The sequence below is a fragment of the Parapedobacter lycopersici genome (genome assembly GCF_024643285.1).
In the GTDB taxonomy this organism is placed as follows: Bacteria; Bacteroidota; Bacteroidia; order Sphingobacteriales; family Sphingobacteriaceae; genus Parapedobacter; species Parapedobacter lycopersici.
On record NZ_JAMSLW010000001.1, the window covers coordinates 579,298 to 596,209 of the forward strand.

Annotated in this window: 18 protein-coding genes; 10 read left to right on the plus strand and 8 right to left on the minus strand. The window is 50.7% G+C overall.

All coding sequences use genetic code 11. From position 1 onward, the window contains the following. Positions 1-9: 9 nt before the first annotated feature. Positions 10-1,482: a proline--tRNA ligase gene (proS, locus tag NEV57_RS02655; protein WP_257656729.1), complete on the minus strand. Its 1,473-nt coding sequence runs from the start codon at positions 1,480-1,482 to the stop codon at positions 10-12. A gap of 238 nt (positions 1,483-1,720) precedes the next feature. On the opposite strand from proS, the gene NEV57_RS15710 reads away from it, so the two are divergent. Together NEV57_RS15710 and NEV57_RS02665 are read left to right on the plus strand one after the other, a co-directional pair. Then, complete coding sequence (locus NEV57_RS15710) at positions 1,721-2,866, plus strand: hypothetical protein (protein WP_307876376.1); 1,146 nt, start codon at positions 1,721-1,723, stop codon at positions 2,864-2,866. Positions 2,867-2,959: 93 nt separating this feature from the next. Then, a complete protein-coding gene (locus NEV57_RS02665) occupies positions 2,960-4,495 on the plus strand; it encodes an OmpP1/FadL family transporter (protein WP_257656730.1) in 1,536 nt (511 codons plus the stop codon). A gap of 87 nt (positions 4,496-4,582) precedes the next feature. Here the strand turns inward: NEV57_RS02665 and NEV57_RS02670 are convergent, their stop codons facing one another. Both NEV57_RS02670 and NEV57_RS02675 read right to left on the minus strand, forming a co-directional pair. Continuing rightward, positions 4,583-5,062, minus strand: a complete 480-nt coding sequence (locus NEV57_RS02670) for a Dps family protein (RefSeq protein ID WP_257656731.1) — start codon at positions 5,060-5,062, stop codon at positions 4,583-4,585. 61 nt (positions 5,063-5,123) lie between these two features. Then, entirely contained in the window at positions 5,124-6,458 is a 1,335-nt protein-coding gene (locus tag NEV57_RS02675) for an NfeD family protein (RefSeq protein ID WP_257656732.1), read from the minus strand. Positions 6,459-6,525: 67 nt separating this feature from the next. Here NEV57_RS02675 and NEV57_RS02680 point away from each other — a divergent pair, with 67 nt between their 5' ends. Genes NEV57_RS02680 through NEV57_RS02690 form a run of 3 tightly spaced genes read left to right on the plus strand, consistent with a single transcriptional unit; the run spans position 6,526 to position 8,881 of the window. Continuing rightward, positions 6,526-7,287: a DUF4905 domain-containing protein gene (locus NEV57_RS02680; protein ID WP_257656733.1), complete on the plus strand. Its 762-nt coding sequence runs from the start codon at positions 6,526-6,528 to the stop codon at positions 7,285-7,287. Positions 7,288-7,303: 16 nt separating this feature from the next. Beyond that, positions 7,304-8,212, plus strand: coding sequence for a DPBB and LysM peptidoglycan-binding domain-containing protein (locus NEV57_RS02685; RefSeq protein ID WP_257656734.1), 909 nt, complete (start codon positions 7,304-7,306; stop codon positions 8,210-8,212). Positions 8,213-8,236: 24 nt separating this feature from the next. After that, a complete protein-coding gene (locus NEV57_RS02690) occupies positions 8,237-8,881 on the plus strand; it encodes a uridine kinase family protein (protein WP_257656735.1) in 645 nt (214 codons plus the stop codon). Between the two features lie 14 nt (positions 8,882-8,895). Here NEV57_RS02690 and NEV57_RS02695 read toward each other — a convergent pair whose 3' ends face one another. The 5 genes from NEV57_RS02695 to NEV57_RS02715 all read right to left on the minus strand — a co-directional run bounded on the left by NEV57_RS02695 (position 8,896) and on the right by NEV57_RS02715 (position 13,659). Then, positions 8,896-9,555, minus strand: coding sequence for a 3-oxoacid CoA-transferase subunit B (locus tag NEV57_RS02695; protein ID WP_307876388.1), 660 nt, complete (start codon positions 9,553-9,555; stop codon positions 8,896-8,898). 2 nt (positions 9,556-9,557) lie between these two features. Continuing rightward, the gene (locus tag NEV57_RS02700) at positions 9,558-10,259 is read right to left on the minus strand and encodes a CoA transferase subunit A (RefSeq protein WP_257656737.1); all 702 of its coding nucleotides are present in this window, start codon (positions 10,257-10,259) and stop codon (positions 9,558-9,560) included. A 342-nt stretch (positions 10,260-10,601) separates the two neighbouring features. Beyond that, on the minus strand, positions 10,602-11,036 hold the full coding sequence (locus NEV57_RS02705) for a hypothetical protein (protein WP_257656738.1): 435 nt from the start codon (positions 11,034-11,036) through the stop codon (positions 10,602-10,604). An 82-nt stretch (positions 11,037-11,118) separates the two neighbouring features. After that, positions 11,119-12,030, minus strand: a complete 912-nt coding sequence (locus NEV57_RS02710) for a helix-turn-helix domain-containing protein (protein ID WP_257656739.1) — start codon at positions 12,028-12,030, stop codon at positions 11,119-11,121. A 387-nt stretch (positions 12,031-12,417) separates the two neighbouring features. Continuing rightward, positions 12,418-13,659 carry an MFS transporter gene (locus NEV57_RS02715; protein WP_257656740.1) on the minus strand — a complete coding sequence of 414 codons (1,242 nt, stop codon included), beginning with the start codon at positions 13,657-13,659 and terminating at the stop codon, positions 12,418-12,420. Between the two features lie 223 nt (positions 13,660-13,882). Between NEV57_RS02715 and NEV57_RS02720 the strand changes: the two genes are divergently transcribed. From NEV57_RS02720 to fabG, 5 genes are read left to right on the plus strand one after another with little or no spacing between them, the layout of a single operon-like run. After that, positions 13,883-14,512, plus strand: a complete 630-nt coding sequence (locus NEV57_RS02720; RefSeq protein WP_257656741.1) for an AlbA family DNA-binding domain-containing protein — start codon at positions 13,883-13,885, stop codon at positions 14,510-14,512. 47 nt (positions 14,513-14,559) lie between these two features. Beyond that, positions 14,560-15,003, plus strand: coding sequence for a transposase (locus NEV57_RS02725; RefSeq protein ID WP_257656742.1), 444 nt, complete (start codon positions 14,560-14,562; stop codon positions 15,001-15,003). Between the two features lie 24 nt (positions 15,004-15,027). Then, positions 15,028-15,675, plus strand: coding sequence for an SCO family protein (locus NEV57_RS02730; RefSeq protein ID WP_257656743.1), 648 nt, complete (start codon positions 15,028-15,030; stop codon positions 15,673-15,675). Further along, positions 15,675-16,115 (plus strand): c-type cytochrome, encoded by a 441-nt coding sequence (locus NEV57_RS02735; protein ID WP_257656744.1) that lies wholly within the window; start codon positions 15,675-15,677, stop codon positions 16,113-16,115. Before NEV57_RS02730 ends, NEV57_RS02735 begins: the two co-directional genes overlap by 1 nt. A gap of 52 nt (positions 16,116-16,167) precedes the next feature. Beyond that, on the plus strand, positions 16,168-16,911 hold the full coding sequence (gene fabG, locus NEV57_RS02740; protein ID WP_257657030.1) for a 3-oxoacyl-[acyl-carrier-protein] reductase: 744 nt from the start codon (positions 16,168-16,170) through the stop codon (positions 16,909-16,911). Position 16,912: the final 1 nt, after the last annotated feature.

Below are 16,912 nucleotides of genomic sequence, written 5' to 3' on the forward strand. Positions count from 1 at the left end.
GTGAACCTCTCAATAAGCCCTGGCAAACAGCACCCGCTGGGTTGATGGCTTTCCAGTAACCATACAGAAGCCGTCTTCCGGCTGGCCGGCCAGCGGAATGCAGCGGATGGTCGCCTTGGTTTCTTCTTTGATCCGTTTTTCGGTTTCAACGGTACCATCCCAGTGCGCGGATATGAATCCGCCCTTTTCTTCAAGTACCTGTTTAAATTCGTCGTATGTATTTACTTCAACCGTATTGGCATTACGGAACGTAAGGGCCTTAGTAAATATATGCTGCTGGATGTCTTCCAGCAGGCCGGCTACACGTGCTGCCAGTCCTTCCTGCGCTACGGTTTCCTTGGTCTGGGTATCCCTTCGGGCAATTTCCACGGTACCGTTTTGCATGTCGCGTGCGCCGACAGCGATACGCACCGGCACGCCTTTCAGCTCCCATTCCGCAAACTTGAAGCCCGGCCGCTGGGTGTCACGGTCGTCGAACCTGACCGAAATTCCCTGCGCCTTCAATTCCGCGATAAGGGTATCCGCGAAACCGGTAATTCCGGCCTTTTCCTCGTCCGTCTTGTAAATCGGCACAATAACTACCTGAATCGGCGCCAGTTTGGGAGGCAGCACCAGTCCCGCATCATCGGAATGGGCCATAATCAATGCACCCATCAATCGGGTGGATACCCCCCAGGAGGTAGCCCAGACATAATCGAGCTTACCGTCCTTTGCCGTAAATTTAACGTCGAACGCCTTGGCAAAATTCTGGCCAAGGAAATGCGAAGTACCCGCCTGCAGCGCTTTTCCGTCCTGCATCAGCGCTTCGATACACAGGGTGTCGAGTGCACCGGCAAAACGTTCGTTTTCCGTTTTCCGGCCCTTCACTACCGGAAGTGCCATCCAGTTCTCCGCAAAATCGGCATATACCCCCAGCATCCGGTTCGTTTCCTCGACAGCCTCTTCCCGCGTGGCATGGGCCGTGTGCCCTTCCTGCCACAGAAATTCCGCCGTGCGCAGGAACAGCCGCGTGCGCATCTCCCAACGGACCACGTTGGCCCATTGATTGACCAGGATGGGTAAGTCACGGTAGGATTCTATCCAGCCGCGGTAGGTATTCCAGATAATGGTTTCGGAAGTGGGCCGTACAATCAGTTCCTCTTCCAGCTTGGCTTCTTCATCGACAACGATCTGTCCTGTTCCGTCATTTTTCAGCCGGTAGTGCGTAACCACGGCACATTCCGTTGCAAAACCCTCCACGTGGGAAGCTTCTTTGGAGAAGAATGACTTCGGGATAAATAAAGGAAAATAGGCATTGCTATGACCGGTATCCTTAAACATCTGATCCAGTGCAGCCTGCATTTTCTCCCATATGGCATAGCCATAAGGCTTGATCACCATGCATCCCCTTACCGCAGAATGTTCTGCGAGATCGGCCTTAACCACAAGCTCATTGTACCACTGGGAATAATCGGTATCGCGACTGGTAATTCCTTTACTCATAGCTGATTTTCAATAATTTTGTTGTAACATTGCGCCTTTAATTACGGGGCGTGCACGACCGTTATATGTAGCAAAAACAGGGTTAGGCTACCTGTTTTTTAAACCGTTGCAAAGGTAGGCGGTTTTGGCAAATAACAGCAATAAAAAAAATATTTACCCGTTTAAACCAACGCCGCTGAATTTTGTCTATACTACCAAGAGCCCTGGCTTTTATAACTAACGAAAGGATAACAAGGAAATGGAAACCAACAGATTAATAGTCGGCACCACTGCCTTAGCAAGCATACTGTTTTTGGCTTCTTGTGGCGCACAGCGCCAGACAGCTTTCCGCGACGATGTATACAACAACAATGCGCGGGCGGTCGAGCGGGATTACCAAAGTCCTGATTATTATTACGATGAAGCACCGGAAGAGGAAACCTATGCTGACGATGGGTATTATGCGGATGAATATTCGGATGGTACCTATTCAAACGAATATTACAACGACGAATACAGTGACAGCGAATACGCCAACCGGATAAACCGTTTTCACTATTACTCCCCGGGCATGTCCTATTACGACCCGTGGTTTGATCCCTGGTACGGGTTCAACTCCTGGTATTCTCCTGGCTTTTCACTTGGCTTCGGCTGGGGTTGGGGCGGCTGGGGTCTTGGCTGGGGCAGCAGCTGGTACAACCCATATTACGGAGGCTACTGGGGTTGGGGGTCACCTTATTACGGCCGGGGCTATTGGGGTCCGTACTCCTATAGCCGATGGGGCTGGGGTGGTTACGGATACGGCTGGGGAGGCGGCTATGGTTATCCCGGTTACGCGATTATCGACAACCGGACACGCGCTCCCCGTTCAGCTTCACGCGACCGCATCAATACCCGCACAGCCCGTTCCACCATGCGCAACTCCGATGGAACTATTGCACGTGGTGCAAATGGACGGATCATGACACGGGGTTCGGCTTCCGGACGCCGGCCATCGGCCGGTCAGGTAAGCAGGGGCACCCGGACACGCGAATCCGTACGGCCTACCGGCACCCGGAATGTACGGGATCGGGAAGGAATCCGGACCGGTGCTCCACGGACACCGACACCGGGAGTCCGGCCATCGGGCACGCGTCGGCCTGCCGGCCAGGATGTCCGGCCATCAGGCACACGCCGGCCCGCAGGTCAGGGTGTACGGCCATCATCCACCAGGCGTCCGTCAAGTTCAGCACGTCCGGAGCGTCCGGCTTCACGGCCTAGCAGTGTACGCCCAAGTTCCGGCGGTAGATCCGGCGGCAGCTCGGTATCCCCTCCCTCCCGTTCATCTGGCAACATGGGCGGCGGTGGCGGCGGCCGCAGCAGCAGCGGAGGTGGAAGCAGTCGCGGTGGTGGCAGAGGAAGATAAAATTAGTTTTACAGAACCAACTGATTCGCGGCGGCGATTTGCCAAGCATGTAATTTAGTTGGTTTTTTTATAATCATTGATTTCCATTTATTTATGAATATCAGCAAAAGCATCGCTTTTTTGTCACTCTTATTAGCCGGTACCGCTACCGGTGTGCGGGCACAGTATATCGATGACATACGCCGTTACGCACAGCCCGAGCAGGGGGCCACGGCACGCTTTAAAGGACTCGGCAATGCACAGACTGCGCTGGGAGGCGACCTGAGCTCGGTTTCGGGGAACCCGGCCGGATTGGGTTTCTTCGGGCAATCGGACCTCAGCATCACCCTGGACTATGCCAATGACGTTAACAAAGCCAATTATTTCGGCACCAACAGTCAGAATAGCATCGGCCGCGTCGGCATCAGTCAGTTTGCGGCGGTATTTAACCTGCCCACGCGTCGTGCAATCGGCAGCAACCTGACATCAGGATGGGTCAATTTCAACATTGGCGTGGGTTATCACAAAACCAATAACTTCAACACAACACTGGGCTATACGGGCATCAACAGCGAAAGCAGTATCGCGGATTTCATGACTTATGAAAGCGGCAATGTGTTCGGCGATTTTGGATGGGAAGCCGGGATGATTGATGAGGATGCCGATGAGTATCTGATCCCAATGACAACATTGGACAACCGGCAGACAGCATTTAACCGGGAGGAAGGATTCCAGTCGGAAACCAACGTATCCTTCGGGGCCAATTACAGCAACCGGTTCTATATCGGCGGCAGCCTGGGCTTTGCCCGTGTAAACCACCGGGTAAACTCCCTGTTCATGGAAGATGGCAGCATCGAAAATGCAGGGTATATTTATCCGCAGAACCCATCTTCGCGGTTTGTGAATACCGGACATGCGGATTACGATATTTATAACCCGCTGCTCGAATCGGACTACGCCTATGATAATGAATATTGGTCGGACACCCGCGGTAATGGGTTCAATGCCAAGCTGGGCATTATCTACAAGCCCGTCAACCAGCTCCAGATCGGCATCACGGCCACCACGCCTACCTGGTACACCCTCACGAATGAATATACCGATTATTTCGGTATTACCAATTACCTGTCAGATGGCACGGAGGACGGACTGGAATATCCGGAGGAAACAACGTATTTTGATTACAACCTGCGTACCCCCTACCGGTTGAATGGCGGTATCGCGGTGCTGTTCGGAACGGGATTGATCAGTGCCGATGTGGAGTATGTGGATTACGCCAGCATGCGGTTCACCTCGTCAGACACCGGAACGGACAACGACATGAACAACGACATCCAAAACACCTATAAAAGCGCGGTTAATTTCCGGGTTGGCGGCGAATACATGATTGCCCCTGATCTCATGATCCGTGCAGGTTACGGGTATGCCGGTGGGCCTTTCAAAGACTTCGACTCCAATACACAGACTGTTTCCGCCGGCCTCGGCTATCGGATAAACAACCTGTACTTTGACCTGGCATACCAGAATATGTCACAGAAATACAGCTTGAATCCCTATGTGCTGGACGACGCCAACGGACATTACAGTCCGGTTGTCGATGTGGATAACTTCCGCAACAGCGTATTCCTGACAGCAGGCTTCAAATTCTGACAGCAACAGGAGCTTAAAAATTTATCAAAAAAGGGACAGTCCATTCGGACTGTCCCTTTTGCTTTGAATCCAATTGGATGTACGCGATTATGAACGGTTGACAAATGCGCGCAGCATCCAGTTCTGTTTTTCGTTGAACTGCATAAAAGCATTCACCATGTCGTTCGTTCCTTCGTCTTCCGCAGCGGAAGTAATTTCGAGGAGGTCGCGCTGCATGGCAATAAGTGTTTCAAGGTCGTCAATAATGGCTTTAACCATATCCACGTCTTTCATGCCGATGGTATCGATCTCTTTGATATCCGATTGGCTAGTGTAATCCTTAAACGTACTGAGTGGCGGTTTACCGAGGGTCAGGATACGTTCAGCAAGTTCGTCTATGGTGGTCAGGGCATTGGTATACAATTCCTCAAACTTGGCATGCAGGGTAAAAAAGTGATTGCCACGCACATTCCAATGGCAGCCCCGAAGCTTTTGGTAATGGATGTGATAGTTGGCCAGCAAATCATTCAAATGGTCTACTACGGGCTTTAATTTCTTTTCTTCTAAACTGATTACTTTCGGGTTCATGATCTTTGGATTTAATGTTTACAGATTAAACAGCTAAAAATACCAAAAGTTTGGCTTAGCATCAGCTTTCACGTCTTTTTCTGACAAATAGATTATAGTTTGCCTGACGCTCCACATAAATTTCTTCGCCGATATCGATGAACCCGTCCAGTGCCACAGCATCGTACCATTTACCTTCAATTTCGACTTTTCCCGAAGGCCGCAGCACCGTTTTGGCAATACCGGTTTTGTTGACCAGTTCAAGATCCATTTTTGACGAAGTGTACCCTTCCGTGGCCCGCTGTTCATCCTGCAGGACCAGGCGCTTGAATGCCCGGGTATTCAGCATGCTCTTACCGAACACCACGAGGAGTACGATGGCCATGACCATGGAAACAATAACAAGCAGAAATGCATTGAACAGCATGCCGGGTGCCACAACCGTGAAATTGAAATAGTCGTTAAATACCAGGCTGAACGCAAGGCCGCAGACCAGAAAGACAATGCCCAGTATACCGGCCACACCAAAACCGGGAATCACGAACACCTCCAGCAGGATGAGAACGATGCCGGCTATAAACAAAGCGATCTCCCAGTTGTCCGCGAGCCCCTGGATGTAAAGGGGTGCAAAAAACAACACTGCGGCTATCAAGGCGATCACCAGCGCAAAGCCGATACCCGGCGTCTGCATTTCAAAATAAATCCCTCCGATGATCAGGAGAATCAGTATACCACTTACGGCCGGGTTGATCAGGAAGCCGATCAGCTGATCAATTACCGTTATCCGGTGGACGGTTACCTGCGACAGATCCACGCCTTCGGCAGCGAGTACGTCAGCAACTGAACTGACTTCGGCTTCGATTAATCCGATTTTCAATGCCTCGGCGGATGTAAGTGTCAGGATTTTACCTGCCGGCTTGATGCCGGGCAGATCCACTTCGCCATCCACGAATGCCTCGGCTATTTTCGGATCGCGGCCCCTCGCTTCAGCAGTCGCGCGCATGAGTCCACGCATATACGACTGGTATTTCTCCGGCATGATTTCGCCCGACTGGTTTACCACACTCGCCGCACCGATGCTGGACCCGTTACTCATGTAAATCCGGTGAGCCGCCAGCGAAATAAGCGCCCCTGCCGACGCGGCGTTGTGGTTTATAAACACGACCGTTTCCAACGGGGAATCCAGTATGCGGCTCCGGATCGAATCCGCGAAATTCACCATACCGCCATAGGTATTCAGCTCAATTAAAATCAGTCCTGCCCCCGACCCTTCGGCCGCTGAATAGGCGTTTTTCACCGTCCGCCAGGCATTAGGGCCGATATCATCCTTTAAATCAAACCGATAGGCCCGCTGTGCGTGCACAGATACGGCCAGTATCAGCAGTACCCAGCTTAATAATGCTATTTTTTTGTACATTTTACGCAGATCGTTATATTTTTGAGGCGGATACGGCACCGCTGAAAATAGCAGCGCCATCGCATTCATGGATAAATATAAGTTAAAAACCGCGTTCCAGAAAAGTTTTTTGGGACTCATATGGCGCATTGAGGTTGATACCCGCTCCGGATTGATGGCCGTGGAAACGCGCGACGTTGCTTCGGGCGGGCCCCGTTTTTCGGTATTTCAGTATGCTTCGGGGAATGCCTGGCTGGAGGAATTTCCGTATGGCGACCGGAACTGGACACTGGCGGGGATCGTAAACGGCCTACTTTTGCTAAGGGCTTACGGAGCACAAAGCCCGGACAGTGCGGGCATTGCCTGTATCAACGCAGCTGACGGGGAAATCCTGTGGGAGCAGTTCAACTATACGCTGCTCGCGGTACAAGGTGACACGTTGCTTGTCCGCCACCGCAATTTCTCCGCCGGATATGAAGAACACCTTCAGGTAACGGATGGAACACCCTTACGGCAGCGGCCGGTGCAATTACAGGACATGCCTTCCGGCGAAGCCCTGCGCATTCCACAACCCTATACGGGTGAATATCCGGGGTTTTTGGCCCATTTTGCCATCCATGGCGACCTCCATTATTGCAATACCGGATCTTACCAGGTATGGGCATTCCATGAAACGGCAGGACCGGGTTACCGGATCAGGCTGGCAGTGTCCGATATTTCCGGACTTATCGATGAACGCATTGTCATTACGGGGTTAACGAAAATGATCCCGGAACTATTCTTTATGATCGGCAGTCAAATATTCCTGATTGGTGATAATAAACAGGAAATTGTTTCGTATTTACTATAATTGTACAGCATTTACCATGAACAGCATATATAGCAGCAACCTTCGTCCTTTTTATCTTCTGATGTTTTTTGTCTTTGGCTGTTGCCTCTTTTCGGCAAACGCCGCACCAACTGATTCCATCGGTGTGGAGTTCGTGGATGGCCAGAAAGTCATTATCCATAAACTGACACCGAAGGAAACGTATTACGGCCTGGGCAGGCGCTACCAGGTTCCGGTGAAACAGATTATCACAGCGAACAACAACAAAGCATTGAAAGTCGGCGACACACTGCGCATCCCCATGGGAGATACGCCACCGGCGGTAGCATCAGGCAATCGCGTGCAGCGCGATACCACAACCGGCGGCCAGCCTGCCGTCCCCAACCTTGCACCGCAGGATTACACCACCTACAAAGTGAGTCGGGGAGAAACACTGGCCATTATTTCCAAGCGGTTCATGATCTCCGTGGGAACCATCAAAAGGGCCAATGGGCTTACGGACGAAACGGAACTACTGGAAGAAGGCACCCTCATTAAAGTGCCAAACAAAGAGCTGCCAGCAGTGGAGCCATCAACGGCGCTATCCGATATCATCAGTGATGATTCATCCAGCGTGGCATCCGCTCCTGAGCTCCCTGCAAACCGCTACGGCATCCGCGAAATGACCGAGAAAGGGATCGGCGTGTGGATCGACGACCTGAACCAGGTAGGTGGCAATATGCTGGCATTACATAAAACGGCCCCTGTGGGCACGGTAGTCAAAATTACCAACCCAATGACCAACCGGACTACCTTTGCCAAAGTTGTCGGCAAATTCAACGACAGTGCGGAAACAAAAGACGCAATCATTGTGATATCAAAATCGGCCGCTAACCTCATTGGCGTATTGGACCGCCGGTTCCAGGTGGAAATCGCATACGGCACACCAAACGTTTCCGAAGATTAACGGGCGCATTTAATCGGTTTCCGCATGAGTAAGCCTCCCTATGTAATCGGTATTGCAGGAAGCAGCGGATCGGGGAAGACTTTTTTCCTGAATTGTTTTCTCAACCACTTTGCCCCACATGAGGTTACCCTGATCTCACAGGACGATTACTATATTCCGGCTAACACCAAAACACAGGAAGAGAACAAACTGTATAATTTTGATCTGCCCACAGCCATCGACCGGAACGCCTTTCATCACGATATCCGTTCGCTTTTTGAAGGCCAGGTAGTGTATAAGGAAGCCTACACATTTAACAACCCGGCAATCAAACCCAGCATGCTTGAGATCAGGCCGGCTCCGATCCTGATCGTCGAGGGTCTGTTTATCTTTTATTATGAAGAAATCAACAGGCTGCTTGATCACCGCATATTTCTGCATGCCGAAGATGAGATTGCGCTCCAGCGCCGGCTAAAGCGGGATCTGGTGGAACGGGGATATTCAGCGGAAGATGTCCGTTATAAATGGATTAACCATGTGCTGCCCGCCTACAGGCAATACCTATTGCCTTTCCGCGATCAATGCGACCGGATTATCATCAACAACACCGACGACCCCGCCCCCATTGTGGCCATCACCAATGAAATATCGGCTGAACTAAGGGAAAAGGTACTTTCCGGCCAAAAGTAAGCACCTGCGGTTTCCTATAAAACCATCTCCGGCTCATCGCCGGCGGCGATGAATTTCCCCGCAGTTGCGTTGCGGATTTCCTCCACGCTTACACCGGGTGCCCGTTCCAGCAGCCGGAACCCCCCGGCTTCGGTATCCACTTCGAATACCGCCATTTCGGTCACGATCCGGTTAATACAGCGCACGCCAGTCAGCGGAAGACTGCACTCGGGCAGCAGCTTACTCTCCCCTGCCTTATTAACCTGCTGCATGGCTACGATGATCCGCTTAGCCGACGCCACCAAGTCCATGGCCCCTCCCATGCCTTTCACCATTTTGCCGGGAATCTTCCAGTTGGCGATGTCCCCGTATTCGGAGACCTCCATGGCGCCAAGAATGGTCAGGTCTACTTTCTGCGAACGGATCATCCCGAAGCTCATCGCCGAATCGAATACGGCCGCTCCGGGTTGCATGGTAATGGTTTGTTTCCCGGCATTGATCAGATCGGGATCCTCCTCGCCTTCGATGGGAAACGCGCCCATGCCCAACAGCCCGTTTTCCGACTGGAGTACCACGTGAATATCATTGGGTATATAGTTCGCCACCAGGGTGGGGATACCAATGCCCAGGTTGACATAATAGCCATCGCTGATTTCGCGGGCAATGCGTTTCGCTATTCCATTTTTGTCGAGCATCATCAGGCCTTTTGGCGGACTGTCCGTTGTTCAATCCGCTTTTCATAATCAACGCCCTGGAAAATCCGGTGAACGTAAATACCGGGCGTATGGATCTGGTCGGGATCCAGTGTTCCTGCTTCCACCAGTTCCTCCACCTCGGCTACGGTAATTTTACCGGCCATGGCCATTACCGGATTGAAATTGCGGGCCGTCATCCGGTAGATAAGGTTACCGGCTGTATCGCCTTTCCAGGCCTTAACCAATGCAAAATCGGCATCAAAGGCCATTTCCATCAGGTAATCCCGGCCATGGAACCGGCGGACCTCCTTTCCTTCGGCAACTTCGGTACCTACACCCGCAGGGGTAAAAACGGCCGGCATCCCGTACCCCGCCGCCAGGCAACGGGTGGCTAACGTACCCTGGGGCACCAGCTCCACTTCCAGCTCCCCGCTCAGGAGCTGCCGCTCAAATTCGGCATTCTCACCAACGTAAGAAGCGATCATTTTAGCTACCTGTCGATTTCGTAATAACATTCCGATGCCAAAATCATCCACCCCGGCATTGTTTGAAATGCAGGTGAGGTTGGTTACACCCTTCCTGACCAGCTCCCGGATGCAGTTTTCGGGGATTCCGCACAAACCGAACCCGCCCAGCAGTAAGGTCATGCCGTCTGTAATATCGTGGAGGGCATCTGCCGCGTGATGTACCGTTTTATTGATCATCCGACGTAAATTGGTATGGTGTTACACAAGTTAGGAAAAAAACCGGCATTATGCAAGTTAGCCGGCGCAGCACCCACCTGGAAATGTGGCACATATAGTAATATGGAATTTTTCTAAATAAATCCGTTTTACTATCTTTGCACACCATGAATGGAGTGTGTGATTTTGAATTTACGGACCGGCAGGCAGTTTCGGCTCCCCTCACCGACCCGGCGGGTCATAAAGGATTGAACCCCTGCCATCCTTTCTGCGGCTGCGATTTCAAGAAATGCTGTAAGAAGTATAAAAAGGGAAATCGCTGCAAAAAGTGTCCGAAGCGCTGACAGCGGGCAGCCTGCTGGATTATTGAAAGAGCAGGCAAACGCGACGGGCTAATTCGTCCATTGGCCATGTTTTGGGTATGTGCAGGTCTACAGCGAGCGGGTATTCCGGTGATCCACTGAAAAACCGGGTACCGTATACCGCTATCTTTGGTTTAGGAAATCTACATTCCAGTGCCCGCAGGATCTCCATTCGATCGTCACCGCACAGCAACATCTCGTCTAACACCACCAGCTCGTAAATGTTCGTCCGGTGTAGGGCTTCCCGTAAGTCCGATCCGGCTGCACGGGCGGTTTTCGAATCGGGGAAATAAAGCGCAATCGTATTTGCGATCAGCCGGTCCTCCCATCGGTAATTCCCGGAAATCAGTACCGTTAACCCTGTGGGAAACTGTAATTCGCCGGTGTCCGGTGTCCATTCGCTATCCTCGATTACGTTGGTTAACTGCTGTTGCATGATGGTTCGATTTGGTCGATGTACAAACCAACCCTAAAAAACAAGTCATGTATTACATATAACATGTTAGGGATTACATAAGCTAAGGTGCATAATACTTCGGGGTCTTCCCGTAAAACTTCTTGAATGCCCGCGAAAAGTTGGCAGGGTCCTGATACCCCAGGTTATAGGCGACTGATTTTACGGACTGCCCCCGCCGCAGCAGGCTGAGCGCGAACGCCATTTGCTTCCGTCTGAAATATTCAAACGGCGTTTCCTGTAACATCGCCTGGAATTTTTCAAGAAACGAGGTAACCGACATGCCGCTTATGAAAGCCAGTTCGTGAACACCCGGAAATTTCTGTCGGAGCGATTGATCCATTACGGCAAGTGCCTTGCGGATCTTCCGCTCCCCGCTGGGGAAGTCCAGGTCGCTGCGTGGAAAATGCGACTTATCCAAAAGCATACGGCCGATGCACCGCACAATGACATTATAAAAATAATACTTGAGCAAAAAATATTTGATACGCGTCTCCCCGTCCCGCAACTGGTCTACCAGATCGATGATATCCGCATAAGAAACAGCCGCCTGCTGATCGACATGGGTCAGCGGAATCCCCGAGAGCACCCGGTCAAATAAACTTCCCTCCGGCACTTCATTTTTAACGACCTGCCTGGACAGCCAGTTCAGCTGCATATCGATACCGATAAATGTGCTGTCCGGCTGCTCACCGGGTCCGCCATCATAACAAAACACCAGCATGCTGGCACTTCCCCGCTGAAGGTTGACCAACAGGCCACTATCCAGTCCGCCTGCGAGGTGTCCTTCCTGCAGGATAATAATGCGGCACGAAAATGCCGTTTGCCCCTGCAGCTGCACGTCCGCCGAAAGCTGATCAATATGCAGCAGGCAGCCATGCTCAATCTCGAAACCGGAGACGGCATTCGCGCTGCCTTCCGGCGACTGTTGCTGCCTGCGCTGTTTGGAGACGCCCCCTGCCCCGTTCTCTACCATACATTCTTAACAAGTTGAATAAATACCATTTGGTATCAATCCTTGATAACCTCAAGCAATGATTTTGGGTAGATGTGGATGTAATGGTGACGGAATAGGTACCGTATGGTATGCGGTATCGTCCCTCAAACAAACCAAATAATTATCATTATCAAGCCGTGTAACAGCAGGCTAATTGCATGCTTTTAACTGAAAGAGCGATTAAATCCAGTTTTGGGAAATGACCACCACATCGTGTCATTTAGCTAAGATTAGGTACGGATTCATCCAAAAAAAATGAATAATCGCTAAGAAAGCAAAATACGCCTGTCAGTTATTACAAAACGCTTGTCATTTACACAAGAAGAACATCCGGTAAGGATGTGTTAGTCAGAAGTTCTTTATTATTTATTTTTCAATATAATTTAAATCCTTATTAAAGCTTTCCTTCAGCTGACTTAAGGCAAAAATAGCCACCCCGGTCAGCAGAAAAATCATGACATAGGCGGCCACGATAATGCCCATGTGGTTAGCAAAAAATTCAAACAATATGGTGGACGGAATCAGTGCACCGCGTACAAAATTCGGTGCGGTCGTAGCTACGGTGGCCCGTAAGTTGGTACCAAACTGTTCGGAAGCGATGGTGACAAACGTAGCCCAATAGCCGATGGCAATACCCATGAAAAAGGAAATCCAGTGGAAACGCTGCGGTGTCAGCCCCTCGCTGCTCAGGTACCAGACGGTTGATGCAATAATCAGTACTTGAAAGAGAAAAACGGCCAGTTTACGCGACTTGGTGAGCTGTGCGAGCAGCCCGGCGATGACATCGCCAATGGAAATTCCCAAATAAGAAAACAGGATGCCTTTGCCTGCGCTCAGTGTAACGGGCGCGCCCAGTGCCTTACCGAATTCCGGTGCCTGGGTGACCAGGATACCGACAACAAACCAGATGGGCAATCCAATAAGCAAACAATAAATGTAACGTTTAAACCGGTCGCCATCCGTAAAGAGCATACTCAGTTTCCCTTTGGCAACCTGCTGCGCATGCTCGACTCCCTTAAACAGGCCCGATTCAAATGTGCCCACTCGCAATACAAGCAACAGCAGTCCCATTCCCCCACCCACCAGGTACGCATTGCGCCAATCAAACACTTCCGACACATAATAGGCTACCGCTGCCCCCAGCACGCCAACCGCCGCAATAATCATTGTTCCATAACCGCGTTTGTCCTTACTCATGCTTTCGCTCACCAGTGTGATGCCTGCACCAAGCTCACCTGCCAAGCCGACCCCGGCAACAAAGCGGATCACGGCATATGTATGTATGTCATTCACAAATCCATTGGCAATATTGGCCAGTGAATACATCAAAATAGAGCCGAAGAGCACTTTCACACGTCCAAACTTGTCGCCCAGCACACCCCATAAAATCCCGCCCAGCAACAATCCCCCCATCTGCATATTGAGCACATATTCGCCATCCATACGCATATCCGACTCCGGAATCCCGATATCGCGGAAACTCTGTACGCGCACGATGGAAAAAATCACCAGGTCATAGATATCGACAAAATAGCCAAGGGCAGCCACCAATACCAGTAGCAGGGTATTTTTTGTATGCGCACGCGCTTTCAGGTTTTCGTTGGTCATTTCAATAATACATAAACACCGCTAAAATAAAATTTTACATGAAAAATAGCAGCATCGGCCAAAACTTACTCCTAAAAAACTGACCGGTACGCCAATGGACAGGCGCGGTGTTAAAACGTTTCCCCTTTTCAGATTTTCTAGCTAATTTAGGCGGTAGTCAATTAAACTGCATCATAATCGCAGGGAATAAAATGATGGCCAGTTATAAAACAGACCACGGCACGTGACGATAAAAACATTAATACTGCAAGGTGAGGGCGAACGGCTTGATTTTAAAAACAAAATCAGCAGTTGTGAAAAAATTGCCAAGACACTGGCCGCTTTTGCCAATAACAAGGGAGGCAAACTACTGGTTGGCGTTGCCGATGACGGTACGGTCAAGGGGGTGAAAAATGAAGAGGAAGAAAAATACATGCTCCAGCGGGCCGGAAATCTATATTGCCGGCCGGCTATTGAACCGGGTTTTGAAGAGGTGTACGTCGACGATAAACTCGTACTCGTGGTGAATATCGCGGAGAGTGACACCAAACCCCACTATGCACTTGACGAAAATAAAAACTGGTGGGTGTATATCCGGGTAGATGACAAAAGCCTGCTGGCGGGCAAAGTAACCGTTGATGTGCTGCACCGGAAAAACGGCACGAAAGGCACATTAATCCGGTATACGGATAAGGAAAAAAAATTATTGGCTTACCTGCAGGCGCACCCGAAGTCGCCACTCCCGGAGCTGTCAGCCAGTCTACGGCTTTCCAAACGGGAAATCAGGCAAATGCTCGTTAACCTGATTTTGGCCGACGTAATTGCGGTCCACCACGATGACCATCAGGAATATTACGCGGAAAAATCGATATAAATGCACCTATTTTGCCTATATTTGAAGCGTAAACAAGATTAACGCTCATGAAAAAAATTCCCACCGCCGGCTTTGCGTTCTTACTCCTTGCCGCATGTAATGGCGGAAACAACGACGATGCCGAAATTAAGCAATTACGCGACCAGGCGATTGCGGTACATGACGAGATTATGCCCCAGATCAGCACGTTCGACCGTAATACGGTCAGGATCGATTCCCTGCTGGATCATTTACCCCAGCTGAAGCAAACGCAAGCGAACCTGGATACCGCGCAGGCCCGTACCGAGTTAACGGCACTGAAAGGCAAATTGGAAAATGCCACCGATTCCATGATGGAGTGGATGACGGAGTTTGATACCGATCCACAGAATAAGACCGCTACGGAAATCAAAACCTATTATGAACAGGAGATTGACAAAGTCACCCAATTGAAGCAGGTTTTCGACGAAGTAGCCAAGGAAAGTGCGGATCAATTGGCACCTTTCCAATAAGTGGACTGTTTTTTTTAACATAACATGCAAAAAATTCATTTTATTGCGGGGATATGCGGTCTTTTGATGGCCTTTATCTCGGGATGTGGCGGCTCCGGCACGGAAAAGCTACCCATATTAGGTTCCCGGGAACCGGTGGAAAAAGAAGTGGACGGAAAAATTGTGACGGACACCGTATACCATCAGATTCCCGATTTTCAGCTGCTGAACCAGGACAGTGTACGCATCAGCAGCCAGCTGTTTGACAACAGCGTGTACATCGCCGATTTTTTCTTTACAAGCTGTCCGAGCATCTGCCCCATCATGCAGCGCAACCTGCTGGAAGTTTACAACGAGTATAAGGGAGACCCACGGGTGAAGTTCCTTTCACACAGCCTCGACTTCAAGCACGATTCGCCGGCCGTATTGAGGGCTTATGCCCAGAAACTGGGGGTAACCAACGATCAATGGCAATTTGTTACGGGTACAAAGGCGGAGATCTACGGCCTGGCCGACAGCTATATGGTATACGCCAAAGAAGACAGCAATGCACCGGGAGGGTTTGATCATTCGGGATATTTCCTGTTGGTAGACAAGGATAAACACATCCGGGGTGCCTATGACGGCACGGATAAAGCCCAGGTGGAGTTGTTGCGGGGCGACCTGGAAACCTTGCTGAAAGCAAACGAATAATGCGAAGAAACGGCTACGTATACCTGGCTTTTGCCGCTTTATCCCTATACCTGCTACTGCAGTCGTGCCAGGGTGAAGAAGCGATACGGAAAGCACAGTACACGGCGAATGGCCAGAAATTATATACCTCCCATTGTCAAAATTGCCACGGCGCTAAAGGCGAGGGACTCGGTGCCCTGTATCCGCCGCTTACCGACAGCAGTTACCTGCATGAACACCGTGACCAGCTGGCGTGCTTCATCAAGCACGGACTTTCGGGTCCCATCGAGGTTGGCGGAAAAGCGTTTGACGGGGAAATGCCGGCGATGCCGCAGCTCACCCCCATCGAAATTGCCTATATTCTTACCTATATCGGCAATACCTTTGGCAATACCGAAGGCTTTTATTCGCAGGAGGAAGTTCAGCAGGCACTGAAAATGTGTGAAAACACCGCACGTTAAGAACAGAAACATTTTGTTAAGTTTGCAGCCAACCTTAATGTAGAAAATAATGATGAAGTTACTCGAAGGAAAAACCGCATTGGTTACCGGCGCCTCCAAGGGAATTGGCCGTACAATCGCCCAAAAATTTGCCGAACAGGGTGCCAACGTGGCATTTACCTACCTGTCATCTGTGGAAAAGGGGCAGGCACTTGAGCAGGAGTTGCAGGCTTACGGCACCAAAATAAAAGGCTTCCGTTCAGATGCGTCCAAATTTGATGAAGCGGAGAAATTAATCGATTCCATCGTTTCCGAATTCGGCACGCTGGACATCGTGGTAAACAACGCAGGCATCACAAAAGACGGGCTCCTGCTCCGCATGACGGAAGCCCAATGGGACGATGTGATTAATATTAACCTGAAGTCGGTATTTAATGTAACCAAAGCTGCTTCCAGGGTGATGATGAAAAACCGCAGCGGTGTATTCATCAATATGAGTTCGGTTGTAGGCGTGCAGGGCAATGCCGGACAGGCCAATTACGCGGCATCAAAAGCCGGAATTATCGGCTTTTCCAAATCCACGGCAAAAGAGCTCGGTTCACGGAATATCCGTACCAATGTAATCGCACCCGGCTTCATCCGCACAGAGATGACAGACGTCCTTGACCCCAAGGTGGTCGAAGGTTGGGAACAGGGCATACCGCTGAAGCGGGCCGGCGAAACGGAAGACGTGGCAAATGCATGTCTGTTCCTCGCATCCGATCTTGCTTCCTACATCAACGGGCAGGTGCTTTCGGTATGCGGCGGAATGTTGTAAC